Here is a 25,996-nt window from a genome sequence, read left to right as displayed (position 1 = left end):
GTTGGAGGGCCGTCGGCGGCCTCCGCGACGCCCGCGCGCGCCCAACGATTTATCCACTTACAAGCTGATATTTCACGACGCGCGCTGGTCTGTAGTCTTCTTCGGGAACAGCGTGTAGGACAAGGGCCACAAAACCGCGATCACCGGGACGCGGGCCAGGCTGAGCATGAAGTCCGTGAGCGCGGCCGTGCGCGTGGCGTCGCCGATGATCCAGATCGCGAGGCCCAGAAGGCCGCAGGCGATGCCGTACGCAAGGACGATGCGCAGCCAAACGCCCCATTCATACCGGGCCCTGGCCATTCCGCCCGCAGGTGGCTTCCAGGGCGGCGGGCCGCCGGACAGCCGGTGGGCGGCGACCTGGTCGGCCCAGCGGATCGTGCGGTGGCCGAACACGATCGAGTACGCGAGGTACGCCGCGGCGAGCCCGTGCGTCCACGCCGCCGTGCCGCCGCCGCGCAGGTCGATCACCGTGGCCGCGAGCAGGACCAGGTCGACGAGCGGGACGCACAGCAGGAGGACGCCGCCGAGGCGCCGGCGGCGCAGTTTGTAGCGTGCCAGCAGGCCGAGGCCGAGCAGCACCCAGAACCCGATCTCACATCCGATGATGACGGCTACGATCACCCTTCCAGCCTGGACGTGGCGGAGGCGGCCGTCGTCGTCGGCGATGATGAACCGGACTACACCGTTGTATGTACGAGCAGGTCATGACGGGGACGGTGTCGCGGGGAGTTCGGACATGATGCGATGAAGAGCATGAATCCGGTCCGGCAGGACGCCTTGATGGCGGGCGTCGTGTTCGCCGGCGGCCTCGCCCTGCTGGCCAGCGACGCGTACATCCACCGGGGCCGGCCCGCGGCCTTGCTCGTCATCCCGCTGGCGGTGGTGTGTCTCGGGGTGGTCCTGCGGCGGCGCCGGCCGGTGGTGACGCTGGCGCTCGGCGTGGCGGCGATCGTGGGTGATCTCGCCCTGGGCCCATCCTTGGGCACTATCCTGATATTTACGGACAACTTGTACGCCGCCTCCCTGTACGGCCCGCGCCGCCTGGCCACGTGGCTCCTGGGGATCACGTCCGTCCTCGCCGTCGTCGTGGGCGCCATAGCCGGATTCGTCGCCAGAAACTGGGCTGCCCTGGCGATCGGCGGCGTCCAGGCCGGGCTGGTGCTGACGACGCCGGTCGTCACGGCGCTGATCATCCGGCAGCACCGCGACCAGGTGATCGCCGAGCGCGCACGCGCGGAGCAGGTCGCGCGGTTGGCCGAGTTGGACCGCCAGGCGGCCGTGACCACCGAGCGCGCCCGCATGGCCCGCGAGCTGCACGACATCATCGCCAACCACTTCAGCGCCGTCGCGATCCAGTCGGCGGCGGTCATCTCGCGGCAGGACCTCGACGCGGCGTCCGTCCGGAAGGTGCTGGAGTCGATCAGGGAGAACAGCGTGCGCGGAATGGCCGAAATGCGCACGATGATCGGCCTGCTGCGGGCGGAAGCCGAGGACGAGGAGCCCGAGGCGACCCGCCATCGCCTGAAGGACGCGCCCGACCTGGTCGCGCGGTCGCGCCGCGCGGGGATGGACATCGATCTGGCGGTGTCCGGTACGCCCCGTGACCTCCCGCCGGCCATCGAGCTGGCGGGCTATCGCATCCTCCAAGAATCCCTGACGAACGCCCTCAAACACGGCGCCGGACGGGCGGACGTGACCGTCCGGTACACATCCGACGAGGTGGTGCTGACGGTCGAGAACCCGTGCGGGGCCGATTCGGCCGGTCTGCCCGGTTCCGGTGCCGGGCTGGTGGGCATGGCCGAGCGGGCGGCCCTCGTCGGCGGCACGTTCACCGCCGGCCCGCGCGAGCGGGAGCCGGGCCACTCCCCCGGCACCGCGCGGATCTGGCGCGTCGTGGCGACCCTGGCCGCGGAGTCACAGCCGTTCGAGGCCAAGCTGATCTCGGCCGAGGAGGGCAGATGATCAAGGTCCTGGTCGCGGACGATCACGCCTCGGTGCGCGCGGGCGTGGTGCTGATCCTCGAAGGTCAGCCCGACATCGAGGTGGTCGGCGAGGCGGCGGACGGGGAGGCGGCGGTCCGGGCGGCCGTGGAGCTGCGTCCAGACGTCGTCCTCATGGACATCCGCATGCCCCGGCTCGACGGCATCTCGGCCACGCGCGAGCTGGCCGGTATCACGGACGTGCTCATCCTGACCACGTTCGACCTGGACGAGTACGTGTTCGGCGCCCTGCGCGCTGGCGCCGCCGGGTTCCTGCTCAAGAACACCGACGCCGACCAGCTCATCCACGCCGTACGGGTGGTCGCGCGCGGTGACGGGCTGATCTCCCCGTCCGTGACCCGGCGCCTGATCAGGGCCTTCGCCCGGACCGGTGAACCCGAGGCGCACGACCTCGGCGTCCTGACGCCGCGCGAGCGCGAGGTGCTGGCCTGCGTGACGCGGGGCATGTCCAACGCGGAGATCGCGCGTGCCCTCGACATGAGCGAGGCGACCGCGAAGACGCACGTCAGCCGCATGCTGGGCAAGCTCGGGCTCCGCAGCCGGGTCCAGGCGGCGATCTTGTACGCCGGTATGTAAACCGGACTGCTGTGCCTATGGCCGCGCCTCCGGCATGGCGGTTCGATGCGCCCCGGAGGCCTCGAACTGGATCAGTCGACGACGATGAGGGAGAGGGTTTCGGCCACGCAGGCGGGCCTTTTCGCGCCCTCCACCTCAATGGTGATCTTGAAGGTGGCGAGCGTGCCGGACGGTGTCCCCTTCACGTCGAGGACCTCCGCGCCCGCGCGGACCTTCGCGCCCACGGGGACCGACGCCGGGAACCGCACCTTGTTGAGCCCATAGTTGATCACCATCTTGGGCCCGTCGACCCGGAAGATCTGCCTCGTGAACGAGGGGATCAGCGCCAGGCTCAGGAACCCGTGGGCGATGGGCCCGCCGAACGGCCCGCTCGCGGCGCGTTCGAGGTCGACGTGGATCCACTGGTGGTCGTCGGTGGCGTCGGCGAACAGGTTCACCTGCTCCTGGGTGACCTCGCGCCACTCGGTGTATCCCAAGTGCTCGCCTTTGGCCGCTTTCAGCTCGCTCAGGTCTGCGAAGATCCGCATAGGAGAAGATTATTCGGTACGGCCGCGATCCGCGCACCCCTGCGACAGCGGATCAGCCCCTGCGTACGACCGGTCAGCCCCCGCCTACGATCGGCCAGCGCCGGTGTACGACCGCTCGGCCCCGCGCACCGGTCAGTCCCCGGCGTACGACCAGGCGGAGTACCGCACGACGTCGATCCTGATCACCGGCCCCTCGGGGACGCGTTCGGCGTACTGCGGATACTTCGCGATCAGCGGTTCCAGCGCCGGGAGGCGTTCCTCGTCTCGTTCCAGGACCGCCGCCAGGCCGTCGGCGCGCACCCACCACAGGCGCGTCCAGTCGTCCTCGTAGTGGTCCACGAGAACGGACACCTGTGGGTTCGCCCGGATATTCCGGATACGCCGGAGCTCGTCGGTCTTCTTCGGCTTGTGGTCGACGGCGGTCACGATGCGCTCGCCGTCGAACGCGAACGTGATGGGAACCAGATGCGGAGTCTGGTCATCGCCGACGGTCGCCAGCCTCGCCACGCGCGCGCCGCGCATCTTCTCGCGCGCACGCCCGTCGGCACCGCCGCCCGCCGTGGGTTCGCCTCGTCCGGCCACCCGCGTATCCAAGCACGTCACGACCGGCGGGGACGGGAGGTGGCTCAGGTGTCGGGCTGACGGGGAAAGACATGGTCACCGGGGTGGTCCAGGGGCAGGACGCAACGACGGCCGGTGTCGGCTTCGGCGCAGCGCATGGCTTCGTCCCGCCGGGGTAGCGGCGGCGATTCGGAAGGGGGGTGCTCCATGGGGTGCTGCCTGTTCTCCAGGGTGGGTGCCTGGACCGAGAGACGTAATCACACGGGGCCGTCGGACATTCCTCTCTTCGAAGCCCCTGGACGATCAACCTCAAAACTACTCGAACCCGGACGAAATCCCGCGCGCCGCCGGGCTGCTGGAAAGGGTGTCTCCCATCCCGGCATCCGTCAAGGTCCGCGACACTCGCTCCCCACCTGACATAGGGGCGCGGCGGCGGGAACGATCGTGAAGAGCGGACGGCGTCATGGCGCCGGCTACACAGCCACATGAGATGAGGCCATCAGGATGGAACCGACAGTCCGGGCACTGCTGTTCGACCTCGACGGCACGCTGATCGACCACGACACGGCCGCGTCGCTCGCCCTGGCCGAAACGCTGGCGACCACCTCCGACGTCCCATCCGACCTGGACCGGGATCACGCCGCCCGCCGATGGAAGGAGCTGGAACGGCACGCCATGGACCGCTACGCCGCCGGGGAGCTCACCTTCCTCGGGCAGCGGCGCCTGCGTATCGTCTCGCTCGCCGCCGAACTGGGCCTCGGCGCGTGGGACGACACACGGGCCGAGGCCTGGTTCGCCACATATCTGCGTCACTACGAGGCCGCGTGGCGGCTCTTCCCCGACGTACGCCCGGTGCTCGACGTCCTGATCGAGCGGCATCCGCGTGTGCGGCTCGGCGTGCTGACCAACGGAGACTCCCAGCAGCAGCGCCACAAGCTGCGCGACATCGGCCTCGCCGACGACCTGCCCGCCGTGATCATCTCCAGCGAGGTGGGAGCGGCCAAGCCCAGCCCCGAGATCTTCGAGCGGGCCGCCGACCTGCTCGGCCTCCGTCCCGGCCACATCGCCTACGTCGGCGACCGCCTACGGACGGACGCGCTGGCCGCCGAGCAAGCCGGAATGCACGGCATCTGGCTGAACCGCCACGGCGGACCGGCGCCGTCCTCGGTTTCCGTCATCCAGACGCTGCACGACGTCCCCGCGCTGCTCACCAGCCTCAACAGAACATGACGTCTCCCGCGGCGTTCTCAAGAGTCGTGGACGACCGCGGGCTCGCCGTCCTTCCTCGGACCATGGGCGATCATCCACAGGATCCACGCCTGGAACAGGCCGGCGGCGAAGAACAGGAGAAGGGCGAGGTCCGCACCGAGCGCCTCCAAGGGAAGTTGCAGCAACACGAGAGATATGGGCGCCGTCACAAGGAAAAGAAGAACGGCCTCAAGGCCCTGACTTCCCGGCTGGCGAATCCCGATCTCGACGTAGACGGTCACACCGACGACGAGCAGCGCGTACGGGACGGCGATCGCCAGTGCGAGGCGCCACCGCCGGTATCGGGAGACGTAGCCCGTGACAGCTCGGGTGATCCGCATGCTCCGAAGTCTTCCTCGTGTCACCCGCACCGCCATGAGCGCACGTACTCAAATGCCCTGGGTACACGGGTACGTGCCGGTGGACCGTCAGAGCGACACCACAGGTTCGTACGTCTCCTGGAGAACCTCGCCGTCGATCGGATAGAACTCCCCCTTCACGCCTCTGATCACCCATTGGCCGGTCTTGATGCCCACCCACGTCGAGTGCAGGACGTCCAGCACCTCGGCGGTGACGTCCGTGTCGCCGCCATGGGCCCCGGCGACCACCGTGCGGAAGCGAAAGCCGGCGAAGGAGACCAGCTCAGCCACATTGTCGCCGCGCCACTGAACGGCCTCGACCTCAACAGGACGCTTGCGAAACCTGTGAACGCCCACCGGTCATCCCTCCTCACCAATCAGTTCATGGTGCACGACGACCACACCGACACGGCAGACCAGTGTTCCGTGCGCGAGGCGACCGGAAACGGAAAGACCCTCCCCGCCGGAAGGCGGAACGCGGAACGGTCAACGGGGAAGGCCCTTCGGCGCGGGCCGGAAGGTCAGTCCTGCGGCTCGTCCCTGGACGACGTCACCTTCTTGCAGTCCGTGCCCGATATCGAGAAGGGCGCGTCCGTCCCGACGCGGTCCACCTTGCCGCAGGTGTAGACGCTCCAGTCCCGGCTGAAGAAGACCTGGCCTGGGTTGCCCAGGGCGTTCTCCCGGCACTGGGTTCCCGCGATGTCGGTGCCGACCTCCCAGGGGCCGTTGTGACAGGCGTACTGGGATGACGACGGCACGACCTCGGCGTACGCCCTGGGGGCGAGGCCGCCCAGGGCGACGGTGACGGTGGCCGCGAGCAGAGCGGCGCGGCGGCGGGTGCGCGTGGACATGAAAGCTCCTGGGGGTAGATCGAATTCGCGATCGTCGCTTTAAGTCACCTGGACACTACTTTACGTGAGCGACACTTTCCGGCGCGGCTCGTCGCCTGGACGGGATGGCCGACGGTCAGGGGGTGCTGCGCGTCCGGCGTACGGAGATCAGCTGACCGGGGTTCCGGCGCGAACCGGGTCCGGGGTGGCCTTGTCCGGGGGCGGCCGCGCTCGGGGGCCGCTGGGGCTGGGGGCAGCCGGGTCTGTGGGCTGGTGGGCTACTGGGCTGGGGCGGCCGGGTCTTTGGGTGATACCTGGGGGGTGGTTCCTCCGCGAGCGGCGGCGTTCACTCGACAGATCTGTTCACTCGACAGATCTATCGTCGGCGCTCAGGGGGAGCCGGGCCGCGATGGCGAAACCGCCGTCGGGGGTCGGGCCCGCGGTGAGCCGGCCGCCGGCCAGCGTGACGCGCTCCCGCAGGCCGTCCAGCCCGTAGCCTCCTCCGGCCGAGGCCGCCCTTCTCGCCATCGTGTGCGTGTGATACCCCTCACCGGCGGTGTTGTCCACGCGGACGCACACCTGGCCGCCGTCCAGGACGCAGCTGACCTGGACCAGCGCGCCCGGCGCGTGCTTGCGGACGTTGCTGAGCCCTTCCTGGACCAGCCGATAGCAGGCGTGCTTCACCCGCGGCGAAAGCCCGTCTTCAGGAAGGTCGAGATGAAGATCGACTCGTAGCCCGGCGGCCTCGGCGTCCCTCACCAAACGGGCGATCGCGTCGGCACCTCTGGCGGCCGGCACCTCGTCCCGGCGCAGCACGGTGAGCAACTGGCGTAGCTCGGCCAGCGCCTGGACCCCCTTGTCCTCGATGCCCGCCGCCAGCTCGGGAATCTCCGCGGGATCCTCGACGTCGCGGATGATCCCGGCGTTGAGCACCATGCCGGTCACCGCGTGCGTCACCGTGTCGTGCAACTCCCGGGCCAGCCTCCGCCGCTCCTCCGACGCGGCGAACTCCTCCCGCTCACGCACGCCCGCCCGCAGCTCACCGACCAGCCCCCGGTACTTGCACACCCACGTCCCCACCAGCGCAGGCAGGTAGACCAGCGTCAGCGCCCGTACGACGCTGAGGTAGAGGGTCTCGTCGGTGTACGGGTCCACGTAGTCGGCGACCGCGTACACCGCCGTGAGCACCAGGGCGACGATCTTCCACGAGCGCATTCGATGTTCGGACGTCATCGAGAAGGCAGCCAGGATCAAGGGCACGGTCTGCGCGGTCACGCAGGCGCAGACGGCCGAGGCGATGATCATCGGCCAGGGGGTGCGGCGCCGGACCAGCATGGTCGCGGCCGTGATCGCGCCTACCAGGTGCGAGAGCCAGTCCGGAGGGTCCCCCCACAGTGCGTAGGAGTGCCCGATGGCCGTCGTCGGGATCGTGAAGGCCAGGACGGCGGCGGCGAGCAGCAGATCGACCAGCAATGATCGATACCGCTTGACAGACTCCCCGTGCTCGTCACGCACGTATTCAGTATGCGCCATCCGTATTCGCTATCCAAAACGCCGCCCACGAACCGACGCCCTACCCCATGCCACGCCCATGCCCCCGACCGTCCCCCACCAACCTCTGACCACAGTAGGCCCCACGACCAAACCCCGACAGCGCGGCCCCGCAGGGAGGCCTGGGGCAGGCGGCCTGGCATTCGACGCCGACAGCGGAAGGCCGCGGACCGCGGTGATCCACAGACACCGCACAGCGCCCGGCACAGCGTGACCAGCCGACCTCCCGGAGGACCCGGCAAGGCCCCTGGCAACCGGGGTCGGCGGCGTTCACACGGATGCCGGGCAGCGCCTTCGCGTCGGCCTGCACCAGCGCACGGAAGGTGTCGCGGTCGTCCGCGACGCGCGCGGCGATGAGCTGCCCGGCCCGCCTCTCCACCGGGTCGATCTCGGCGATGTCGGTGCGCTCTTTGGTCTCCTGGTCCTGCCAGACCAGGCGGACGCGCATGCCCCGGGCGAGGCCGGGCGTGCGGGCGATGAGCGTGTCGATCTTGGCCAGCATGGCCGGCATGGCCGGCATGGCCAGCCCGACGCCCTCGCCCCCGTGCTCCGCCGACATTATGAATTTTGAAGTCTCCAGAGCATTTCTTGGGCTCGGTTGTGGTCTCAATATTCGGCCGACGATTAATTGAAGATCATTGCGGTAGGTGGGGGCCAGAGAGTGGGGTAGGTCAACCGCTGGGAGGCCGCTTGGGTGGGACGCCATCACGACTTGAGACAGCGGGTGGCCTGCGCTCGACGGGGGAATGCGCTGTGCGGGTGATCGTCGATCTCACACGGTGTCAGGGGTACGGGCAGTGCGCGTTCCTCGCGCCAGGCGTCTTTGCGATGCACGGCGGCGAGGCGTTGCTGTACGACCCGGACGCGGACGAGGCGCAGCGTGAAAACGTACTGCGGGCGGCTGCGGCGTGTCCGGTCCAGGCCATCCACGTCGACCGGATGGCCACCCAGCACCCGGGGATGCGGACCGGACCGGCCGCTCCCGCACAGGTCGGCGACGGCGATGGGTTCCGGAAGACGGGCAGCATCGTGATCGTGGGCGCCTCGCTGGCCGGAGCGCGGGCGGCGGGTGTGCTCCGGCGGGACGGCTTCACAGGCTCGCTGACCCTGATCGGGGAAGAGTCGTACGAGCCGTACGACCGCCCGCCGTTGTCCAAGCAGGTGCTGGCGGGCCGGGTACCCGAAGATCACACCCTGCTCCCTCGCCTGCGTGAGGTCGATGCCGAATGGATGGCCGGCACGCGCGCGGCGGGGCTTGATTTGGCCGCCAAGAAGGTGACGCTCGGCGATGGCCGGGATGTGCCGTTCGACCGGGTGCTGATCGCGACGGGCGCACGGGCCCGGCCGTGGCCGAACCCGGCGGAGGCGGCGCTGGAGGGGGTGCTGCCGCTCCGCACCATGGAGGAGGCGGCCCGCCTGCGCGAGCTTCTCGCGGCCGGTCCGCGTCGCGTGCTGGTGATCGGCGCGGGGTTCACCGGGTCGGAGGTCGCCTCGGTCTGCCGGGACCTGGATCTTCCGGTGACCGTCGCCGAACGGGGTCCGGCGCCGCTGGTGAGCGCCCTGGGCGCGGTGATCGGGGCGGTCGCGGCCGACGTGCAGCGCGACCACGGCGTGGACCTGCGGTGCGGCGTCACAGTGGAGGCCTTGGAGGGCGGCGCGGATGGCCGGGTACGGGCGGCGCGGCTGTCCGACGGGTCCACGGTGGAGGCCGATGTCGCGGTGGTCGCGCTCGGGGCGGTCCGCAACGTCGAGTGGCTGCGGGACTCCGGGCTGGCCGCGGGCGTCTGGGGGGTGGCCTGCGACGCGGGCTGCCGGGCCGTCGACATCAACGGCCTGGTGACCGACGACGTTTTCGTGGCCGGGGACATCGCGCGCTTCCCGCATCCGGTCTACAACTACCAGTTCATGACGCTCGAGCACTGGGGGAACGCGGTCGCCCAGGCCGAGATCGCCGCGCACAACATGATCAGCGACCAGGCGCACCGCTGGGCGCACCTGGCCCTGCCGGTGTTCTGGTCCAACCAGTTCGGGATCAACATCAAGTCGGTCGGAGTGCCGACCTTCGCCGATGAAGTGGTCATCGTCCAAGGCTCGGTGGCCGAGCGCCGGTTCGTCGCCGTCTACGGCTACCGGGGCCGGGTCACGGCCGCGGTCACCTTCGACCAGGCCATGTGGCTGGGATTCTACGAGGGACTGATCGAGCGGGCCGCGCCCTTCCCACCCGATTTTCGCGGTGTCGACCGCAACGAGGAGATGCGGCCGGTGCCGGCCGAGGTGCCCCAACACATCAACGCCAGCGAGGTGACCGTCGTGGTGACCGGACATGATCCGGCGGAACGCCGCGCCCGGCTGGTCCACCGCGACATCTGACCGACTGTGACAAGGAGGCGCCGCCATGACACCAAACAGCGTCTTCCAGCAGAGCCTCGACAAATCCAATCGCGCCGACCCCTACCCGCTGTACGCCGAACTGCGCAAGACGCCGGTACGGCGGGAGGAGGACGGCACCTACGTCGTCAGTACCTACAACGAGATCGTCGCGCTGCTGCACGATCCGCGCGTCAGTTCGGCACGCCCCACCTTCCCTCAGCCGGGCGAGCCCGGCTTTTCCGAGGAGGCCGCGCAGCAGCCACGGGCCTTCATCAACACCGATCCGCCCGAGCATGACCGGATCCGCCGCATCGCGATGCGCCACTTCGGCCCACCGCATTCGCCGCATCGGATAGACGACCTGCGGCCGGAGATGGTCGAGATCATCACCGGCCTGATCGACGGCGTCACAGGCCGACGGCGGATCGACATCGTCGATGACATCGCCTACCCGTTCCCGGTGACGGTGATCTGCCGGATCCTGGGAGTACCGCGCGAGGACGAGGCACGGTTCCACGCGTGGGCCGACACGGTCGTCGAGGCGTCGGACTCCAGACAGGAGGGCCGGGCACAGCGCCTGCAGCGGCGGCAGAGCGCGCTGCTCGAGTTGCACCGGTACCTCGGCGGGATCGCTGCCGAGCGCCGCAGAGCTCCCGGAGACGACCTGATCTCCGGCCTCATCACCGACCAAGGCCCCGACGGGTCGATGTCCCTGATCCAGGTGGCGGTCACCGGCACGCTGCTGCTGATCGCCGGCCACGAGACGACCGTCAACCTGATCACTAACGGAATGCTCACCCTGCTGCGCCATCCCGAGCATCTCGACCGGCTACGTCATGAGCCGGACCTGGCGGTCTCCATGGTTGAGGAACTGCTGCGATACGAGCCCCCGGTGCACTTTTTGTCTCTGTCGCGGATCGCCCTGGACGACATCGACATCGCCGGGACCACCATCCCCAAAGGCGCGCCAATCGTCCTGGCGCTCGCGGCGGGAAGCCGCGACCCGGCGCACGTGCCCGACCCTGACCGCTTCGACCCGGACCGCCGGTACAACGAGCACCTCGGCTTCGGCGGCGGCATCCACTACTGCTTCGGCGCTCCACTGGCCCGCCTGGAAACCCAGATCGCGCTGACCGAACTGGCGAGGCGCCTGGACAATCCCCGCCTTGTCGCCGACCCGCCCCCCTACCGGCCAAGCCCCGGACTACGCGGACCCCGGCATCTTTTCATCGACATCGACGGTGTCGACCGACCTGCGCGATGAACCGCTGACCTCGATCGCCGCAGGTCGGCGGAAACGGCGTGATCGTCTGCCGGATGGTCTGGCATTGGTCCGGCAACGCCTTGATTTCTCGACTTCGGGCAGAAGAAAGGCCCTCCCGCGATTCGCGCGGAAGGGCCTTTGAAGTGCGGAGGCTCGGGGATTTGAACCCCGGATGGGCTGTAGACCCAAACCGCATTAGCAGTGCGGCGCCATAGACCTGACTAGGCGAAGCCTCCTGATCGGCCGGTCGGCTTGGTGTTGCCGCCGACTGGCTCAGCACAGAGTACCGGCCTTGATGCCGGGCGGCAAAGTGGATTCGCCGTCGGGGGCAATCATATCGATTCGCCATCGTGGGCGATCGGGTCTGGGCGGGGCTGTGCCGGGTGGCCGCGTCCGGACTTGGGGGCTTGCCTGGCTTTCCACACCCTGTGTCCACAGGCTGTGGAGAAGGGCGGGCCGCCGGGGCAGGAAGCCCGGCGGCCCGCTTCAGCGCTCTGGCGGCCTCCGCCGAACTGACCGCCGCGCTTCCGGGGATGTGGTGTCACCGGCCATCCGGTCCCACGGTGTCCGGATGGCCGGGAGCTGAGAGGCTCAGGCCCTTGCCCCAAGGGGACTGGTCTCACAGGTGGACCGGCGTTGGAAAGGTCAGCGGGTGCGCCTCTGTTCGACGGGCCGGGCGCCGCGGGCGGACCTGTGTCGGACAGGGCGGACGCGGCGCGTGGGCCCGTTCGAAGGGTCAGGCGCGGCGGGCGGCCTGGCCTTCGACCTCGATCTTGACCTTCTTGCTGACCAGGACGCCGCCGGTCTCGAGGGCGACGTTCCAGGTCAGGCCGAACTCCTCGCGGTCGATCTCGGTTTCGATGGAGAAGCCGAAGATCTCCGCGCCCCAGGGGTTGGTGCCGGCGCCGCCGTACTCGACCTTGAGGGTGACCTCCTTGGTGACCTCGCGGATCGTGAGGTCACCGACGACGACGAAGTCCTCGTCCGAGTGGCTGACGACGCGGGTGGTGCGGAAGGTCAGCTCGGGGAACTTGTCGACGGCGAGGAAGTCCTCGCTGCGCAGGTGGTTGTCGCGGTCGGTGCTGCCGGTGTCGATGCTGGCGGTCTGGATGGTGAGCTCCGCCGACGAGTCGAGGGGGTTCTCGCCGATCGTGACGCTTCCCTTGAAGTCGCCGAACCGGCCGCGGACCTTGGTGACCATCATGTGCTTCGCCATGAAGCCGACGCGCGTGTGTGCGACATCCACGTCGAAGGTGCCGGGCTCGGGGATCGTGAGGCCTTCCCAGGCGCGAGTGCTCATGGTGTCCATCTCCGTGGGAGTAGTTGCTAGGCGGAATGTCTGCCGCAACAGATGTCTACACGAGGAATATTCCGTCCGTCAACTATCGTCGGTTAGACTGTGAATGTGATCCCAACTGACGACGCCCGGCTCACCGCGATAGGCCTTCTCATGGAGGTCCACTCCGGCCTCACGAGCAAGATGACGCCCGCCTTCGCGGAGAGCGGGCTGTCCGAGGTCGACTTCGAGACGCTGATCCGCCTCGCGCGCTCCCCCGAGCGGCAGTTGCGCATGAGCGACCTGGCGGCCCAGACGTCACTGTCCACCAGCGGGGTGACCCGGGTGGTGGACAGGCTGGAGCGCGAGGGGCTGGTCCGGCGCGTGGCCTGCGCGAGCGACCGGCGTGCGTCCTACGCGACGCTGACGGAGGACGGCCTGGCCCGGTTGCAGACGGTCCTGCCCAAACACCTGGAGGACATCGAGACCTGGTTCACGGGCCTGCTCACGCCCGCGCAGCTCGAGACGCTGCTCGACACCCTCCGCGTCATCCGCGACGTGGTACGGCCCTGCGCCACGGCGGGCGCGGACGTGCCGGCCCAGGTCACTCCTGCACGATCGTGAGCTCGCCGCGGGCGTGCATCTCGCGCAGCGTCCGTTTCGCGAACTTGCCGACGCTGGTCTTCGGCACCGCCTCGACGAACGCCCAGCGTTCGGGCACCTGCCAGCGCGCCACCTTGCCCGACAGGAACTCGCGCAGCTCCGCGACCCCGGCCTCCCCGCCGAGCACCACGCACGCCAGCGGACGCTCTCCCCAGCGTTCGTCCGGCACGCCGATCACCGCGGCCTCGACCACCGCCGGGTGTCCCATCAAGGCGTTCTCCAGCTCGACCGACGAGATCCACTCCCCGCCGGACTTGATGACGTCCTTGAGGCGGTCGGTGAGGGTCACGTACCCACGCTCGTCGAGCCTGCCGACGTCGCCCGTGCGCAGCCAGCCGTCGTGGAACCGCGAGGGGTTCTCGTCCAGGTGGTAGGACGCGGTGACCCACGGCCCGCGCACCTCCAGCTCCCCCACCGCGACGCCGTCCGAGGCCAGGACGGTGTCGCCGTCGCCGACGATCCTGCCCTCGACTCCGGCGAGCAGCCTGCCCTGCGTGACGCGCAGGCTCCAGTCGTCTCCGTGGGCGACGGCCGCGGTCGGCGAGGTCTCGGTCATTCCCCACGCCTGGACGAGCCGGACGCCGAACTCCGTCTGCAGGCCCTTCATCAGCGACTCGGGCACGGCCGAGCCTCCGCACGGCACGAGGCGCAGCGACGAGAGGTCGGGGTGGTGCCGGCGGGCGTACCGCAGCAGGTCGGCGAAGATCGTGGGGATTCCGCCGGAGATGGTGGGCTTCTCCTCCTCGATGATCTTCGCCAGGTGGGCCGCCTGCATGAAGCGGTCGGGCATGACCAGCGAGGCCCCGGCCATCAGCGCGCCGTACGGCATGCCCCAGGCGTTGGCGTGGAACATCGGGACGATCGGCAGCACCCGGTCGTCGGACGTCACGGCCATGCCGTTGGCCGTGCAGATGGCCATGGCGTGCAGGTAGGACGAGCGGTGGCTGTAGACGACGCCCTTGGGGTTGCCGGTGGTGCCGCTGGTGTAGCACATGGACGCGGCGGCGCGCTCGTCCACCTCGGGCCAGTCGAAGGCGTCGGAGGCGGCGTCGAGGAGCGCGCGGTAGCCGTGCACCCGCTTCCCGGCCGCGAGCAGCGGTTCGGTGTCCCCGGCGCCGATCACGACCACGTGCCGCACGGTCTTCATCACGGGCAGGATCGGCGCGAGCAGGGGGATCAGCGAGCCGTCGACGAGCAGGACGTCGTCCTCGGCGTGGTCGGCGATGTAGGCGATCTGGTCGGGGTGCAGGCGGATGTTCAGCGTGTGCAGCACGGCGCCCATGGCGGGCACGGCGAGGTACGCGGTGAGGTGCTCGGTGTTGTTCCAGCAGAACGTCGCGACGCGCTGGTCGCCGTCCACGCCGAGCGCGCGCAGGGCGCCGGCCAGGCGGGCGGCCTCCCGCGCCAGCTCCCCGTACGGCAGGCGCCGGTAACCGTCGCCGGTGTACGTGGCCACCTCGTGATCGGCGAACCGGCCGGTGCCGTATCGCATGATCGAGGTGATGGTGAGCGGGAACTCGGGCATCGTGCTGCGCATCAGTGCCACCTCCGCTTACCGAGTCTGACCCCGTGCCCGGCCCTCCACAACCGTTAGATCACCTCGCGGACCCTAACCGGGGTCGCGTCTCGGGTCCGCACGGCTCGACGACGACCAGGTCGCCCCGGAGCTTCGCCATCGCGCGGGAGACCGTGCTCTTGACGGTGCCGATGCTGATCCCGAGCGTCCTGGCGATCTCCGTCTCGGTCATGTCCTCGTAGTAGCGCAGCAGGATCGCCGTACGCTGCCGCGCGGGAAGCCGGTCGATCGCCTCTTCCAGCAGCTCGTGGATCTGCCCGGGCGTGGGGCCGTCCCGCACCGGGGTCTCCGGCAGTTCCTCGGACGGGAACTCCTCCAGCTTCCTGCGCCGCCACCAGGAGATGTTGATGTTGACCATCGCCCGGCGCACGTACCCGTCCAGCGAGGCGCGATCGTTGATGCGCTCCCAGGCGAGGTAGGTCTTGGCGAGGGCGGCCTGGAGCAGGTCCTCGGCGTCGGCGGGCTGGCCGGTCAGCTGATAGGCGACACGCAGCAGCGCCGGGCCGCGCGCGACCACGTACTCGCGGAACTCCTCATCTTTACCGCTCATGCGACCACCGGTACCGGGACGAAGGCATGATTCGTTCGGATCTCGTGGTCAGAATCGCAGCCGCGGCCCATAATGCGGCCGAACGTTCATCCAGGTTTCGCCCCACCGAATGTAAAGATCGTTAGAGTCGGACGGCAGGCGGAGACGGCGACTAGTTCCTCCGAGAGTGGGTAATTTGCTACCCGCGCCCTTGGCGGGGGAAATATTCGTCCCGCCGGAAACGCTGCCCTCGGCAAAACGTGTGACGCTAGCGGGCATCTAGGTGACTCGCCGCGGTTGCTGGGGAGGGCCCATGGGAGTGGAGCGCCGCCATGCGCTGGCGTCCAAGGCACTCGGCCGCAGCCTGGTGCCGCCACAGCCGGAGGAGGAGATCCCCGCCCTCACGGCGGTGGTGGGCGAGATCCTCGACGTCAGCCCGCATCTGATCATCGTGGAGAACCCCGAGGGGGTGGAGGAGCGCTTGGTCATCGCGCCGTGGGCCACGGCGTGGCGCGGCAGCGTGGTCGCGCCGGCCGACCTGCCCGCGGGGGGCCGGGTGGTCATCCGCGCCCGGCAGTCCGGCCGCGTGGCCGACCGGCTGTGGGGCGACGTCACGCGCGTCACGGGCGTGATCCTCTCCATGGGCAGGGAGGGCCGGGACCGCACGGTCGAGCTGGACTGCGGGCCACACCGGGGCACGCGCGAGGTCGTCATCCCGTACGGCGCGTCCGGCCGCATCGCCGTACGCCACCCGCAGCTCGAACCGGGGTACCTCTTCGACGCCATCGGCACCCGCGTCGAGGGCGTGACGACCGCCTACCTGCCGGCGACCTCGCAGCCGCCGTACCGCGCGACCGCCGTACCGCCTCCGCCGCCCGCGTACAACGGCGTGCAGTCGAGGATCTCGGGTGCGGCCGCGTGGTCGGACGCGTTCGACGAGGGTGAGGCTGGGGCCGCCTACCCGATGTTGGAACGTGCCGATTCGCAGTGTGACGACGCCGGGGTGTCGTGCACTGGTTTGCCGTACTTGTCGCTTGGGTCGATGCTTTACGTCGGCAATGTGTGCGAAAGCCGCGCCGCAGTATTGCCGATCGTGGCCTGCGGGTGCATGGCGGGCCGATTCTGTGATCGATGCGTGGAATGTGGCACGTCACCACGGGGACGGATCGCCGAGCTTTCGCCGGCGTCCTTTGTCGAGCTCGGGGGAGATCTCACCAACGGATGCTTCAACGCCCGTGTCGGATTGGGGTGACCCATGGCGCCTGAAAGCCTCGCCACCGCCGCTCTCGCGATCGTCGTGCTCCTCCTGCTCCTCGGAGGCGCCGCCAAGGCCGCGACCGCCGGTTCACACGCCGAGCCGGGAGCGCTCGCACGGCTCGGTCCCGGAGTCCTGGCGCCCGAGCGGTGGCGCAAGCCGATGATGATCTTCTGTGCCGGGATGGAGTTCGTGCTGGCCGCGGGACTGGTCTTCACCGCAGGCCCACTTCCCCGGTGGGGGACGGTCGCGTTCTTCTCGGTGGCGACCTACGTCCTGTGGGAGCTGCGCCGGCGGCGGCCGGACGTCGGGTGCGGATGCTTCGGCGACGCGAGCAGCACCCCCGTGGGCCTGCGGTCCATCGGCCGGGCCGCGGTGCTCGCCGGGGCGGCGTTGCTGGTCGCGGTCGTGCCCGTGACCGGAACGGACCTTCTGACGCCGTCATGGCACACGCTGATCGCACTCGGGGCGGGGCTCGCGCTGCTGGCCGTCCTGTCCCCCGAGATGGAGGAGACCTTCGCCCGCGTGCGGCACCGGGCGCCGTGCGAGCAGCGGCCCGTCGCGGCGCCCAAGGCGCTCTCCCGGCTCAGGGCGAGCAACGAGTGGCGGTCCCACCTGGACCTGCTCACGGCGTCCGAGCCGTCCGACAGCTGGCGTGAGCTGTGCTGGCGGTTCTTCGTGTACCCGGCGCGCGTGGCCTCGGGGGCCGAGGCGGACGTCGTGTTCGCCGTGTACCTCAGCGGGCGGCGGCCTCCCGTGCGGGTGGCCGTGGTCGAGGGCGAGGGGTCCGGGCCTCTTCGGGAATCTATCGGTGTATCGGCTGGATACTAGAAAGCCTTAGACGACGGCAGACATACGCGCCCGGGGCCGCCATACCGAGAGCCATAACCGAGAGCCGCACCGAGAGGGAGCACGATGCCGGACGGCGGGGGCGGCCGCCCGGCATCGTGCATTCAACTCTCTACGGCTCTCTAGCTTCCCCTCTAGAAAGCCGTAGAGAGGCCAATGGGGTACGGGCCGCCGCCACGCGCCCGTCCGGTTTCGACTACAAGGGCTGGGCCCGGAGAAACCTGCCGAAGTGCGGCACCGTGAAGGCGATCAGGCCGCGCTCGGCGCTGAAGATCAGTCCTTTCTTGATGAGGCTGTCCCGGGCGGGAGAAAGGCTGGACGGCTTGCGCCCGAGCAACTCGGCGACCTCGGACGTCGGCACGGGCTCGTCGCCGACGGACGCCATCGCGTGCATGTACTCACGTTCGGCCGGGGTGGCGCGTTCGTACCGGCTGCCGAAGAAGCCGACCGCCAGCTCTTCCTCGGCCTCGGGAGAGGCGACCCGGATGTCGTCGGCCGTGATGGGCGACTTCGGTGCGACGTCCCAGGCGACCTTGCCGTAGGCCTGGACGAAGTAGGGGTAGCCGTCGGCGGCCTCGTACAGCGCGTCGAGGGCCTCGGGGGTGAACTCGACCTGCTCGCGCTCAGCGGGGGCGATGAGGGCGAGATCGGCCGCGGCGCGGTCGAGCCGGTCGATGCGCGCGTACCGGAACAGGCGCTCGGAGTAGCTCTTGCTGGCGCTCAGCACGCTCGGCAGGTGCGGGAGGCCGGCGCCCACGACGATCAGTGGGCCACCGCTCTGGGACAGCTCGTGGCAGGCGGCGCACAGGGCCGAGATGTCGGGCGGCTGGACGTCCTGCATTTCGTCGATGAACAGGGCCACGCCCACGCCGAGGTCCGTCGCCACCGAGGCGGCGTCCACGAACAGCTCGGTGAGGTCGATCTCCAGGTCGCCGGAGTCGGCGCGGCCCCGGCCCGCCGGGACGTCGATCGCCGGGGACCAGTGGGACGTGCCCTTCGCCGCCGAGGGATCGCGCATGGCGAAGGCCTTCAGCACGCCGAGGAACTCTTCGATGCGCTCGGGCGCGCGATGGCGGGGGGCCAGCTCGCGGATCGCCATGTGCATCGCGGCGGCGACGGGACGGCGGATCGACTGCTCGGGACGGGCCTCTATCTTGCCGGTGCCCCACAGGCGCTGCATCGCCATGGACTTGAACGTGTTGAGCAGCACGGTCTTGCCGACGCCGCGCAGCCCGGTGAGGACCATGCTGCGCTCGGGCCGCCCACGGGCCACGCGCTCGAGCACGACCTCGAACTGTTGCAGCTCACGATCGCGCCCGGCGAGCTCTGGGGGGCGCTGCCCCGCACCGGGGGCGTAGGGATTGCGCACGGGGTCCACGCTCTCGGACTGTATGACCGGATATAGCGGCCGTCCTAGATTTCCGTAGAAAGCGCTACGGCGTGTCGCCGGACGGCAGGGCACGCGCGCCGGGCGTGACGCCGGCCGAGCGGGCGTCTGAGGCGTCGAGAGCATCACCATGGGCACATCACCCCTCACCTGGAACTCCACTGCCCGAACGCCCGTTCGATCCGGTGACCAGAACTGTAGCGTGTAGTCGAACACGTGCGCGAGCGATCCCGGGTAAAAGCTGCGGCACAGATCCGGCCCTCGCGCGCCGGGCGGCACATGACCGGCGACATCACGATTTCGTCACGAGCGGGGTCACGAAGGCCTTACTGTGGCGTATGCCCGAGAAACCAAAGCCACGCCACCTGGGCGTTCTCCTGCTTGCGTGCGCGTCCGCCGTGGTCACGGCATGCGGCGGCGCGGGAGCCGGCACCGGGTCCGGCACCGGGTCCGGTGTGGGGTCCGGTGTGGGGTCCGGTGTGGTGGGCGAGCCTGCGGCCGACTCGGTCCCGCCCTCGACGCCCACCGCCACCACTGTCACCACTGTCACCACTACATCCCCGCCCGCCTCCGCCTCGCCGGAGCCCAGCGCGGCCCCGTCGCCGTCCGAGCCGCCCGCGTTCACGTCGAAGGTCTCCACGGTCACGCCCGGCACGCTCAAGCAGTCCTGGCGCGAGGGCTGCCCCGTCTCGCCACAGGACCTGCGGAAGATCACGATGACCTACTGGGGCTTCGACAGGAAGGCCCACACCGGGGATCTGGTCGTCAACGAGGCGGTCACCGACGACGTGGTCTCCATCTTCAGGCAGTTGTACGCCTGGCGTTTCCCGATCACCCGCATGGAGCCGATCGACGAGTACGGCGGCAGCGACTTCGACTCGATCGAGGCCGACAACACCTCGGCCTTCAACTGCCGCAGGGTCGCGGGCTCCAGCAGCTGGTCCAAGCACTCGTACGGCAAGGCCATCGACATCAACCCGCGCGAGAACCCGTGGGTGGAGCCGGACGGCTCGGTCGCCCACGACAACGCCAGGCGCTTCGCCGAACGTCCGCTGCGCAAGCCCGGCGTGATCAACGGCGACGACCGCGTGGTGCGGCTGTTCGAGAAGTACGGCTGGGAGTGGGGCGGCTACTTCAACGGCGCCAAGGACTACCAGCACTTCTCCAAGGGCGGCGGCTGAGAGCTGCGTAAACGCTCACTCGCCACCCCCCTGGGCCGTGCTTGGGCCGTCAGCGGCCCGTGCGGGCCGTCTCAGGGCCGCGTCGATGGTCTTCCCCATCCGCTGCTCCGAGGACGGCATGAGATGCCCGTAGTGGTCGAGGGTGAACTTGGCGCTGTGGTGGCCGGCCCACTCCGACACCGCGGTGATGGCCTCGCCCTCGGCCAGGAGCGCGCTGACGAAGTAGTGGCGCAGCATGTGGACACCGTGCTCCCGGTAGCGGGTGCCGCGCTTTTCCCCGGCCGGGATCGGCGGGACGATGCCCGCCCGCTCCAGCACCTTGTGCCACGTCTCCAGGAAGGTGACCGGGTGGACCGGCCGCCGGATGGTGTTGGAGAAGAACAGGCGCACGGTGGTCGGCTCGCCGTCCACATCGCCCCACGGCAGGGTGACCGTGATGGGCTCCAGCTCACGCATGTGCTCGGCGAGCGTCACCTTCACCGTCTCCGACAGCGGAACCTCGCGGGTCTTCTGCCCCTTGGGCGGGGCGAGGATGAGCTTGCCCCTCAGTAGTTTCAATTGCCGGTTCACGGCGATCTTCCCGTGCAGCCAGTCGACGTCATCGGGGCTGAACCCGAAGATCTCACGGTCGCGTAAGCCGAGCCCGGCGCCGACAGCCACCATCGCCTGATAGCGCGCCGGAAGCTTGTCGTGCACATCGAGCACCTGGTCGGCCGTCCATGGCACGAGCTTCTTCTTCACGACCGTGGGCAGCACCACCGTGGACGACTTCACCGGATTCTTGGTGATTAGCTCGTCGTCGATCGCGACGGAGAACACCAGGCCGACGTGCGCCATGATGACCTCGATGTAGCTCGGCGCGAGCTCGGCCGACATCTTCTTCACGAGATTCTGGATCATGCTCGACCGCCGGGACAGCAGGCCGATCTCCTTCGACCCGATCACCGAGTACACGTGCTTGCTCAGGCGCTGCCGCATGACCACACGCGTCCGCGGGTCGAGCGTCCGCGTGTCGATGATCTCCTCGGCCAGCTTCTTGAAGGTGATCTTCCCGGCGTCAGGGTCGATGTACGTCCCCCGCAGGACGTCCGCCGCTACCGCGTTCTTGAAGTTGTCGGCGTCGACCTTCTTCGCGAACGACTTGTTGCGCTCCTCGCCTCCGGGGTCGAGGTAGCGGACCCGCCAGCGCTTGCCCTTGCCGTATCGGGCCGGGTCTCGCTCCATGGCGGGCTTGCCGCTCGGGGTGAATAACGGCTTGCCGTCTGGGCCGCGCTTACAGCGCATCCACCGGTCATCAACGTGAGCCATCATCGACCTCCATCGCCGTGGCGTGTCGCTCCGCGTCACCTTTTTTGGCGAACGCCTTGGTGTCCGGCTTCCTGTCCGGGCCGGTCCACTCGGCGAGGTAGCGCGGGTGCCTGGCGGTCGGCACCTTCACCTGCCTGCCCTCGGCGTCCTTCGCCGTTGTGAACCACAGGTCCTTAACCCTGGCCATTGGTTCGCACCTCGCCGGGATGTTCGAGCCAGCCGTTCGCGCGCATCTTCTCGACCCAGTCGGCGGGTACCGCCGGCGGCGTGATGCCGGTCTCGATCATCGCGTCGAGAACCTTGGCCATCGATCGGAGGTAACCATTCACGGTGCTCTGGTCCTCCAGCCACTCCGATTGCACGATCACCTCGAAGAGCCGCCACAGGTCCCGATGCAGGTTGACGGGGGCGGCGACCTCCCTCCAACGCTGGCGGCGCTCCCTGTCTTCGGGCTCCCGTTCCCCGCTCACCCACATGAGCGCCTGGAGGTCGCCCATCTCGATCTCGGGTGAGATTCGGAGGAGAGTCCGGCCGTCAAGGGGGATGAACAGCAGGGCCGGGGGGGCGTCGAGCGCGTAGGCGAGACCGAGCAACTCGGTCAGCGAGATTGATTCGCGCCGCCCGTTCTCCAGATTCGTGATGACCTGGCGCTTCAGCTCCGGGAAGCCAGCTTCGGCGCAGCGGTCCGCCAGGTTCTGCGCGCTCATGCCGCGGCGCTGCCGGAGCTCGCGCACGCGCTTGCCTACCACCTCGATAGGCGTCACTTGTTCCATGGCGGCACATCCTATGCCTTCGGTTGACAACCGACAATCACCAGGTGCACCATGCAGAACCTACCCACCGCACAACCTGTGCGGTCGTGGAACATCTGAGGTGCTGAGATGGCAGAGAAGCACTTGGGGCCCGAGGAACTCGCCGACCGGGTGGGCGTGACAGTCCAGACGGTCTACTACTGGAACAAGGTCGGCAGCGGGCCCCGGTTCATGAAGATCGGCAGGCACTGCCGTTATCGGCTGGCGGACGTTCTTGCCTGGGAAGAGTCGCGGTACGCGGACGGTGCCGCCCGATGACTCCCATCAACAAGAAAGGCCCCGAGGGGAGAGCCACCTCCCACCGGGGCCAGTACGACCAGAAGGCCGCCAACGACAAGGCAACGGTACAGCGCCCGGCCGACAAGCGCAGCATCCCCACACAGACGAGTCTGCCGATCGTCGCGGGCGTGCTGTACGTCGGCGGTCCGGCCCGCAAGACCGCAGACCTGATGGTGGCCGGGTGCCCGGTGTGCGGCCGTGACCATCGGCACGCCTGCCCGCTGCCCGCGCCCTCGCTGACGTCGACCAAGAAGCCGGACTGTGGAGCCCGGTACCAGATCGTCCCGAAGCGCGCCCACGCCACCAGGCGGGGACGGAGGGCCGCGTGATGGCCGAGTCCGTGATGCTGATCGCTGCCCTCGCGCTGATCGCGCGGGGGTGGCCCGTCTTCCCGTGCGTGCCCGGGGGTAAGCGGCCTCTTGCCCGGTGCGTCCCGAACGGTTTCCACGGCGCCACCACCGATGTTGAGTTGGTCACGCGGTGGTGGACGGCGTTCCCCTTCGCGAACGTCGCGATCCCCACCGGCCCCGCCACGGTGGACGTTTTCGACGTCGATGTGAAGCCCGCCGGCACCGGGTTCCCGGCGTTCAATCGGCTGAAGGCCGCGGGGCTGCTCCCGGCACCGCTGGCCATCTACGAGACGCCCTCGGGCGGGCTTCACTGCCACTACCCCGGGACCTCGCAGGCGTGCGCGTCGCTGAAGGTCCACTTCATCGACTTCAAGGCGCTCGGAGGGTACGTGCTCGTGCCGCCCTCGGTGGTCGACGGCAGGGCGTACCGGCTCATCTCCGAGCCCGACCCGAGCGCAGGCCAACTCAACTGGTCTGCGGTGCGGAGCTTCCTTGACCCGCCCAAGCCCGTCCCTCCGCCGAGCAAGCCCAGCGCCCGGGGCACTGGCATCCCTGGCCTGGCCGCGTGGCTGGCCACCAAGACCAAGCCCGGCCGGAACGGCTCGTTGTTCTGGGCCGCGTGCCGCGCGACCGAGAACGGCGCCGCCGAGGGGGAGCTCCACGAGCTGTACGCCCGGATGCAGTTCGGCGCTGGATTCGACGAACGGCAGGCCGCGCGCACCGTCGCCGACGCCTACCGCATCACTACGAGGAGAAGCGCGTGACGCGCCTGCACGTTGTCCTGGACACCCCCGCGCCAAATCTGGCCAACCTCGCGACGGTTGAGCCGGGAACCCCGGACATCCCTTTCGCCAAATCTGGCCAACTTCTCGACGCCACCCGTGGCGCCTACAGGAGGTGGTTCGGCGAGAAGTACGACATGGGCGCCCTGGAGGCGGTACTCGCCACAGCCGCCGCTGAGCGCCTCGGCGGTGACCCGTGCTGGCTGCTGGTCGTCTCCGGGTCCGGGGCGGCGAAGACCGAGACCATCATGCCCCTGGAGGGTTCCGGGGCCCTGGTGGTGTCGACCATCACGGGCGAGGCCGCTCTCTTGTCCGGCACCTCCGAGAAGGACCGCGCGCCCGACGCGACCGGCGGGCTTCTGCGCAAGATCGGCGAAACCGGGGTCCTCGTCGTCAAGGACGTGACCACGATCATCTCAATGAGCCGCGACTCACGCGCCGAGGTACTCGCCGCGCTCCGGGAGATCTATGACGGCCGATGGAATCGCGAGGTCGGCACCGAGGGCGGCAGGACCCTCAGTTGGCACGGCAAGATCGTGGTCATTGGCGCTGTGACCACGGCGTGGGACTCGGCGCACTCGGTCATCGCCAGCATGGGCGACCGTTTCGTCCTCGTGCGGATCAACTCCACGCAGAACCGCCGCGAGGCCGGTCTCCAGGCGCTGAAGAACGTCAGCTACGAGCCTGCGATGCGGATCGAACTCGCCGAGTGCGTCAAGGCGCTCATGGCGTCGGTGGTGCGTGGCACGCCGGTAACCCTGGCTGACGAGGAGATGATCGCGCTTCTCGACCTCGCCGACATCGTCACCCTGACCCGCACGGCCGTCGAGTACGACCAGCAGGGCAACGTCATCTCGGCGCACGCCCCGGAGATGCCGACGCGGTTCGCGAAGCAGCTCGCCCAGATCGTCCGGGGTGGCATCGCCCTCGGCATGACTCGCGGCGCCGCTCTCACGCTGGCTGTCCGCTGTGCTGGCGACAGCCTGCCGCCGCTGCGGCTCGCGGTCTTGAGGGACCTGGCCAGTAACTCGCCGTCCCCGGTGAGCGACATCGTCAAGCGGTTGCAGATGCCTCGCAAGACCATCGATCGGACCTTGCAGGCCCTTCATCTTCTCGGCGTACTGACCGCCGCGGAGGAGAAGTGGGGGCAGTCCACGCGGGCCGTGTACGCCGTGTCTGACGGTATCGACTCTGAGGCGCTCGCGAGGTTGGCCAGAAATGGCGACACCCCACCCCCGGAGAACGGCAAGACCCCGGAGAGGTTGGCCAGAAATGGCGAAGGGGGTCCGAGGGCTGAAGCGCCGGACACCAAGTTGGCCAGAAATGGCGACACCCCCGTGCATCCGGATCAGATGACCGTGCCCGGAACGCCACCCGCCGAGGCGCCGCCTGCCGCCCCCAGGGCCACCGGCCCGCGCAAGAAGCCCACACCCGATCCCAAGCCCAAGCGGCGATGTCAGGCAACGGGCTGCAGGAAGAACATCCCCGGGACCGCCCGCAGCGACGCCCAGTACTGCTCACCCGCGTGCCGCTTCCGCCAGGCGGACAAGCGTAAGCGGGCCGCGAAGAAGACCACCCCGAAGGAGACACCGTGACCGCCAACCGGTCATTACGCCTGTCGGTGCCGGCCGAGACGTTCGCCGCTGTCGAGACCTACGCGAAGTGGCTCGACATGAGCATCGCCAAGACCGCGGCGTTCATGCTCGCGTTCGGCCTCGCCGCCGCCGAGGCGTACGCCGAACGCCAGCTCGACGCCGAGGACGCCAAGACCGCCAACCCGTCCGGCGCGACACCGACCGCGCCCGGCTCCACCTTGAACGGAGCGCAATGAGAAACGTCCCCATCCGGTCCATCCCGCTGCCCGGGGCCAGCAGCGCCGTCCGCAACGCCCAATCCATCTACTGCGGATTCACCATCCGCGAGACCTCCGGCGTGGCCGCCGCCCGCGTCCGGCTCTACGACCACGCCACCACCGCCACCGGGACCATCCTCGAAGAGATCACCCTGGCCGCCGGAAAAACGCTGCGATGCTGCTACCACGGCGGTCTGTGGGCCGTGAACGGCATCTACGCCGAAATCGCGGGCGCGGTGTCGGGAAGCGTCAGGATCAGCTGATGACCAGACGACGGCCCCCCACCCGCGCCCGCCTCGACGTCCAATGCTGGCAGCACGGCAAACGCCTCCTCCTGGTCGAGATCGACATCCGCGACACCACCGCCGTGCACGCCACCGCCCCCAAACACGGCGACCTCGACCACGTCACCGGGCCCCTGCCCGTCGCCTGCCCACGCGGATGCGCCGACGTCGTCAACCTCGACGAACTGGTCGCCGCGCTCCGGGAACGCGCCGAGCACTACCGGCGCCCGTTCATCCTTCCCTGGCCGGCCGCCATGCCGGTAACATGATCTCGGAATAGCCCCCGCGCCCCCCGGGCGCGGAGCGGCGGCCGGACTCGCGGTACTG

The 25,996-nt window shown here is 69.3% G+C and carries 31 protein-coding genes and 1 tRNA gene; 16 read left to right on the top strand and 16 right to left on the bottom strand.

Features of this window, described 5'->3' with window-relative positions:
• Positions 1–72: 72 nt before the first annotated feature.
• Complete coding sequence (locus tag AB0M95_RS02140) at positions 73–621, bottom strand: hypothetical protein (RefSeq protein ID WP_363758240.1); 549 nt, start codon at positions 619–621, stop codon at positions 73–75.
• 132 nt (positions 622–753) lie between these two features.
• On the opposite strand from AB0M95_RS02140, the gene AB0M95_RS02135 reads away from it, so the two are divergent.
• Complete coding sequence (locus AB0M95_RS02135; RefSeq protein WP_363758238.1) at positions 754–1,962, top strand: histidine kinase; 1,209 nt, start codon at positions 754–756, stop codon at positions 1,960–1,962.
• Positions 1,959–2,576: a response regulator transcription factor gene (locus AB0M95_RS02130; RefSeq protein WP_363758236.1), complete on the top strand. Its 618-nt coding sequence runs from the start codon at positions 1,959–1,961 to the stop codon at positions 2,574–2,576. Before AB0M95_RS02135 ends, AB0M95_RS02130 begins: the two co-directional genes overlap by 4 nt.
• A gap of 71 nt (positions 2,577–2,647) precedes the next feature.
• Here the strand turns inward: AB0M95_RS02130 and AB0M95_RS02125 are convergent, their stop codons facing one another.
• Both AB0M95_RS02125 and AB0M95_RS02120 read right to left on the bottom strand, forming a co-directional pair.
• A complete protein-coding gene (locus AB0M95_RS02125; RefSeq protein WP_363758234.1) occupies positions 2,648–3,103 on the bottom strand; it encodes a MaoC family dehydratase in 456 nt (151 codons plus the stop codon).
• A gap of 132 nt (positions 3,104–3,235) precedes the next feature.
• Complete coding sequence (locus AB0M95_RS02120) at positions 3,236–3,685, bottom strand: TIGR03668 family PPOX class F420-dependent oxidoreductase (protein WP_363758232.1); 450 nt, start codon at positions 3,683–3,685, stop codon at positions 3,236–3,238.
• A gap of 483 nt (positions 3,686–4,168) precedes the next feature.
• Between AB0M95_RS02120 and AB0M95_RS02115 the strand changes: the two genes are divergently transcribed.
• Positions 4,169–4,894, top strand: coding sequence for an HAD family hydrolase (locus tag AB0M95_RS02115; RefSeq protein WP_363758230.1), 726 nt, complete (start codon positions 4,169–4,171; stop codon positions 4,892–4,894).
• 17 nt (positions 4,895–4,911) lie between these two features.
• Here the strand turns inward: AB0M95_RS02115 and AB0M95_RS02110 are convergent, their stop codons facing one another.
• The 5 genes from AB0M95_RS02110 to AB0M95_RS02090 all read right to left on the bottom strand — a co-directional run bounded on the left by AB0M95_RS02110 (position 4,912) and on the right by AB0M95_RS02090 (position 8,211).
• Positions 4,912–5,253 (bottom strand): hypothetical protein, encoded by a 342-nt coding sequence (locus AB0M95_RS02110; protein WP_363758228.1) that lies wholly within the window; start codon positions 5,251–5,253, stop codon positions 4,912–4,914.
• Positions 5,254–5,340: 87 nt separating this feature from the next.
• Positions 5,341–5,628: a hypothetical protein gene (locus AB0M95_RS02105; protein ID WP_358526550.1), complete on the bottom strand. Its 288-nt coding sequence runs from the start codon at positions 5,626–5,628 to the stop codon at positions 5,341–5,343.
• A gap of 164 nt (positions 5,629–5,792) precedes the next feature.
• A complete protein-coding gene (locus AB0M95_RS02100) occupies positions 5,793–6,122 on the bottom strand; it encodes a hypothetical protein (RefSeq protein WP_363758226.1) in 330 nt (109 codons plus the stop codon).
• 342 nt (positions 6,123–6,464) lie between these two features.
• Complete coding sequence (locus AB0M95_RS02095) at positions 6,465–7,616, bottom strand: histidine kinase (RefSeq protein ID WP_363758224.1); 1,152 nt, start codon at positions 7,614–7,616, stop codon at positions 6,465–6,467.
• A 58-nt stretch (positions 7,617–7,674) separates the two neighbouring features.
• Positions 7,675–8,211, bottom strand: coding sequence for a hypothetical protein (locus AB0M95_RS02090; RefSeq protein WP_363758222.1), 537 nt, complete (start codon positions 8,209–8,211; stop codon positions 7,675–7,677).
• Between the two features lie 200 nt (positions 8,212–8,411).
• Between AB0M95_RS02090 and AB0M95_RS02085 the strand changes: the two genes are divergently transcribed.
• A complete protein-coding gene (locus tag AB0M95_RS02085) occupies positions 8,412–10,022 on the top strand; it encodes an FAD-dependent oxidoreductase (protein ID WP_363758220.1) in 1,611 nt (536 codons plus the stop codon).
• Between the two features lie 25 nt (positions 10,023–10,047).
• On the top strand, positions 10,048–11,286 hold the full coding sequence (locus AB0M95_RS02080; RefSeq protein ID WP_363758218.1) for a cytochrome P450: 1,239 nt from the start codon (positions 10,048–10,050) through the stop codon (positions 11,284–11,286).
• 146 nt (positions 11,287–11,432) lie between these two features.
• On the opposite strand, the gene AB0M95_RS02075 is transcribed toward AB0M95_RS02080, so the two are convergent.
• Together AB0M95_RS02075 and AB0M95_RS02070 are read right to left on the bottom strand one after the other, a co-directional pair.
• Positions 11,433–11,522, bottom strand: a tRNA-Ser gene (locus AB0M95_RS02075).
• A 500-nt stretch (positions 11,523–12,022) separates the two neighbouring features.
• Positions 12,023–12,586, bottom strand: coding sequence for a YceI family protein (locus AB0M95_RS02070; RefSeq protein WP_363758216.1), 564 nt, complete (start codon positions 12,584–12,586; stop codon positions 12,023–12,025).
• A gap of 105 nt (positions 12,587–12,691) precedes the next feature.
• Between AB0M95_RS02070 and AB0M95_RS02065 the strand changes: the two genes are divergently transcribed.
• The gene (locus AB0M95_RS02065) at positions 12,692–13,186 is read left to right on the top strand and encodes a MarR family transcriptional regulator (protein ID WP_363758214.1); all 495 of its coding nucleotides are present in this window, start codon (positions 12,692–12,694) and stop codon (positions 13,184–13,186) included.
• On the opposite strand, the gene AB0M95_RS02060 is transcribed toward AB0M95_RS02065, so the two are convergent.
• Both AB0M95_RS02060 and AB0M95_RS02055 read right to left on the bottom strand, forming a co-directional pair.
• A complete protein-coding gene (locus AB0M95_RS02060; protein ID WP_363758212.1) occupies positions 13,167–14,762 on the bottom strand; it encodes a long-chain fatty acid--CoA ligase in 1,596 nt (531 codons plus the stop codon). The genes AB0M95_RS02065 and AB0M95_RS02060 overlap by 20 nt on opposite strands.
• 58 nt (positions 14,763–14,820) lie before the next feature.
• The gene (locus AB0M95_RS02055; RefSeq protein WP_358526563.1) at positions 14,821–15,351 is read right to left on the bottom strand and encodes a SigE family RNA polymerase sigma factor; all 531 of its coding nucleotides are present in this window, start codon (positions 15,349–15,351) and stop codon (positions 14,821–14,823) included.
• A 292-nt stretch (positions 15,352–15,643) separates the two neighbouring features.
• Between AB0M95_RS02055 and AB0M95_RS02050 the strand changes: the two genes are divergently transcribed.
• Together AB0M95_RS02050 and AB0M95_RS02045 are read left to right on the top strand one after the other, a co-directional pair.
• Positions 15,644–16,582 (top strand): hypothetical protein, encoded by a 939-nt coding sequence (locus AB0M95_RS02050; protein ID WP_363758210.1) that lies wholly within the window; start codon positions 15,644–15,646, stop codon positions 16,580–16,582.
• A gap of 3 nt (positions 16,583–16,585) precedes the next feature.
• Positions 16,586–17,416 carry a MauE/DoxX family redox-associated membrane protein gene (locus AB0M95_RS02045; protein WP_363758208.1) on the top strand — a complete coding sequence of 277 codons (831 nt, stop codon included), beginning with the start codon at positions 16,586–16,588 and terminating at the stop codon, positions 17,414–17,416.
• Positions 17,417–17,630: 214 nt separating this feature from the next.
• On the opposite strand, the gene AB0M95_RS02040 is transcribed toward AB0M95_RS02045, so the two are convergent.
• Positions 17,631–18,812: an ATP-binding protein gene (locus AB0M95_RS02040; RefSeq protein WP_358526569.1), complete on the bottom strand. Its 1,182-nt coding sequence runs from the start codon at positions 18,810–18,812 to the stop codon at positions 17,631–17,633.
• A 347-nt stretch (positions 18,813–19,159) separates the two neighbouring features.
• Between AB0M95_RS02040 and AB0M95_RS02035 the strand changes: the two genes are divergently transcribed.
• Positions 19,160–20,002, top strand: coding sequence for a M15 family metallopeptidase (locus AB0M95_RS02035; protein WP_363758205.1), 843 nt, complete (start codon positions 19,160–19,162; stop codon positions 20,000–20,002).
• A 15-nt stretch (positions 20,003–20,017) separates the two neighbouring features.
• On the opposite strand, the gene AB0M95_RS02030 is transcribed toward AB0M95_RS02035, so the two are convergent.
• From AB0M95_RS02030 to AB0M95_RS02020, 3 genes are read right to left on the bottom strand one after another with little or no spacing between them, the layout of a single operon-like run.
• Positions 20,018–21,286, bottom strand: coding sequence for a site-specific integrase (locus AB0M95_RS02030; RefSeq protein ID WP_363758204.1), 1,269 nt, complete (start codon positions 21,284–21,286; stop codon positions 20,018–20,020).
• A 10-nt stretch (positions 21,287–21,296) separates the two neighbouring features.
• Complete coding sequence (locus AB0M95_RS02025) at positions 21,297–21,497, bottom strand: hypothetical protein (RefSeq protein WP_363758202.1); 201 nt, start codon at positions 21,495–21,497, stop codon at positions 21,297–21,299.
• Positions 21,484–22,083, bottom strand: coding sequence for a helix-turn-helix transcriptional regulator (locus AB0M95_RS02020; protein ID WP_363758200.1), 600 nt, complete (start codon positions 22,081–22,083; stop codon positions 21,484–21,486). Before AB0M95_RS02020 ends, AB0M95_RS02025 begins: the two co-directional genes overlap by 14 nt.
• Positions 22,084–22,191: 108 nt before the next feature.
• Here AB0M95_RS02020 and AB0M95_RS02015 point away from each other — a divergent pair, with 108 nt between their 5' ends.
• The 7 genes from AB0M95_RS02015 to AB0M95_RS01985 are packed head-to-tail and all read left to right on the top strand — an operon-like array spanning position 22,192 to position 25,938.
• On the top strand, positions 22,192–22,380 hold the full coding sequence (locus AB0M95_RS02015; RefSeq protein ID WP_363758198.1) for a helix-turn-helix domain-containing protein: 189 nt from the start codon (positions 22,192–22,194) through the stop codon (positions 22,378–22,380).
• Positions 22,377–22,730 carry a hypothetical protein gene (locus AB0M95_RS02010; RefSeq protein ID WP_363758196.1) on the top strand — a complete coding sequence of 118 codons (354 nt, stop codon included), beginning with the start codon at positions 22,377–22,379 and terminating at the stop codon, positions 22,728–22,730. Before AB0M95_RS02015 ends, AB0M95_RS02010 begins: the two co-directional genes overlap by 4 nt.
• Positions 22,730–23,515, top strand: a complete 786-nt coding sequence (locus tag AB0M95_RS02005) for a bifunctional DNA primase/polymerase (RefSeq protein WP_363758426.1) — start codon at positions 22,730–22,732, stop codon at positions 23,513–23,515. Before AB0M95_RS02010 ends, AB0M95_RS02005 begins: the two co-directional genes overlap by 1 nt.
• Positions 23,512–25,128: a hypothetical protein gene (locus AB0M95_RS02000; RefSeq protein ID WP_363758194.1), complete on the top strand. Its 1,617-nt coding sequence runs from the start codon at positions 23,512–23,514 to the stop codon at positions 25,126–25,128. The genes AB0M95_RS02005 and AB0M95_RS02000 overlap by 4 nt, the downstream gene beginning before the upstream one ends.
• Positions 25,125–25,364 (top strand): hypothetical protein, encoded by a 240-nt coding sequence (locus AB0M95_RS01995; RefSeq protein WP_363758192.1) that lies wholly within the window; start codon positions 25,125–25,127, stop codon positions 25,362–25,364. Before AB0M95_RS02000 ends, AB0M95_RS01995 begins: the two co-directional genes overlap by 4 nt.
• Complete coding sequence (locus tag AB0M95_RS01990; protein WP_363758190.1) at positions 25,361–25,648, top strand: hypothetical protein; 288 nt, start codon at positions 25,361–25,363, stop codon at positions 25,646–25,648. The genes AB0M95_RS01995 and AB0M95_RS01990 overlap by 4 nt, the downstream gene beginning before the upstream one ends.
• On the top strand, positions 25,648–25,938 hold the full coding sequence (locus AB0M95_RS01985) for a hypothetical protein (RefSeq protein WP_363758188.1): 291 nt from the start codon (positions 25,648–25,650) through the stop codon (positions 25,936–25,938). The genes AB0M95_RS01990 and AB0M95_RS01985 overlap by 1 nt, the downstream gene beginning before the upstream one ends.
• Positions 25,939–25,996: the final 58 nt, after the last annotated feature.

It is taken from the genome of Sphaerisporangium sp. NPDC051017, from assembly GCF_040683095.1.
GTDB lineage: Bacteria > Actinomycetota > Actinomycetes > Streptosporangiales > Streptosporangiaceae > Sphaerisporangium.
This window is presented reverse-complemented; position numbering and strand designations above follow the sequence as displayed.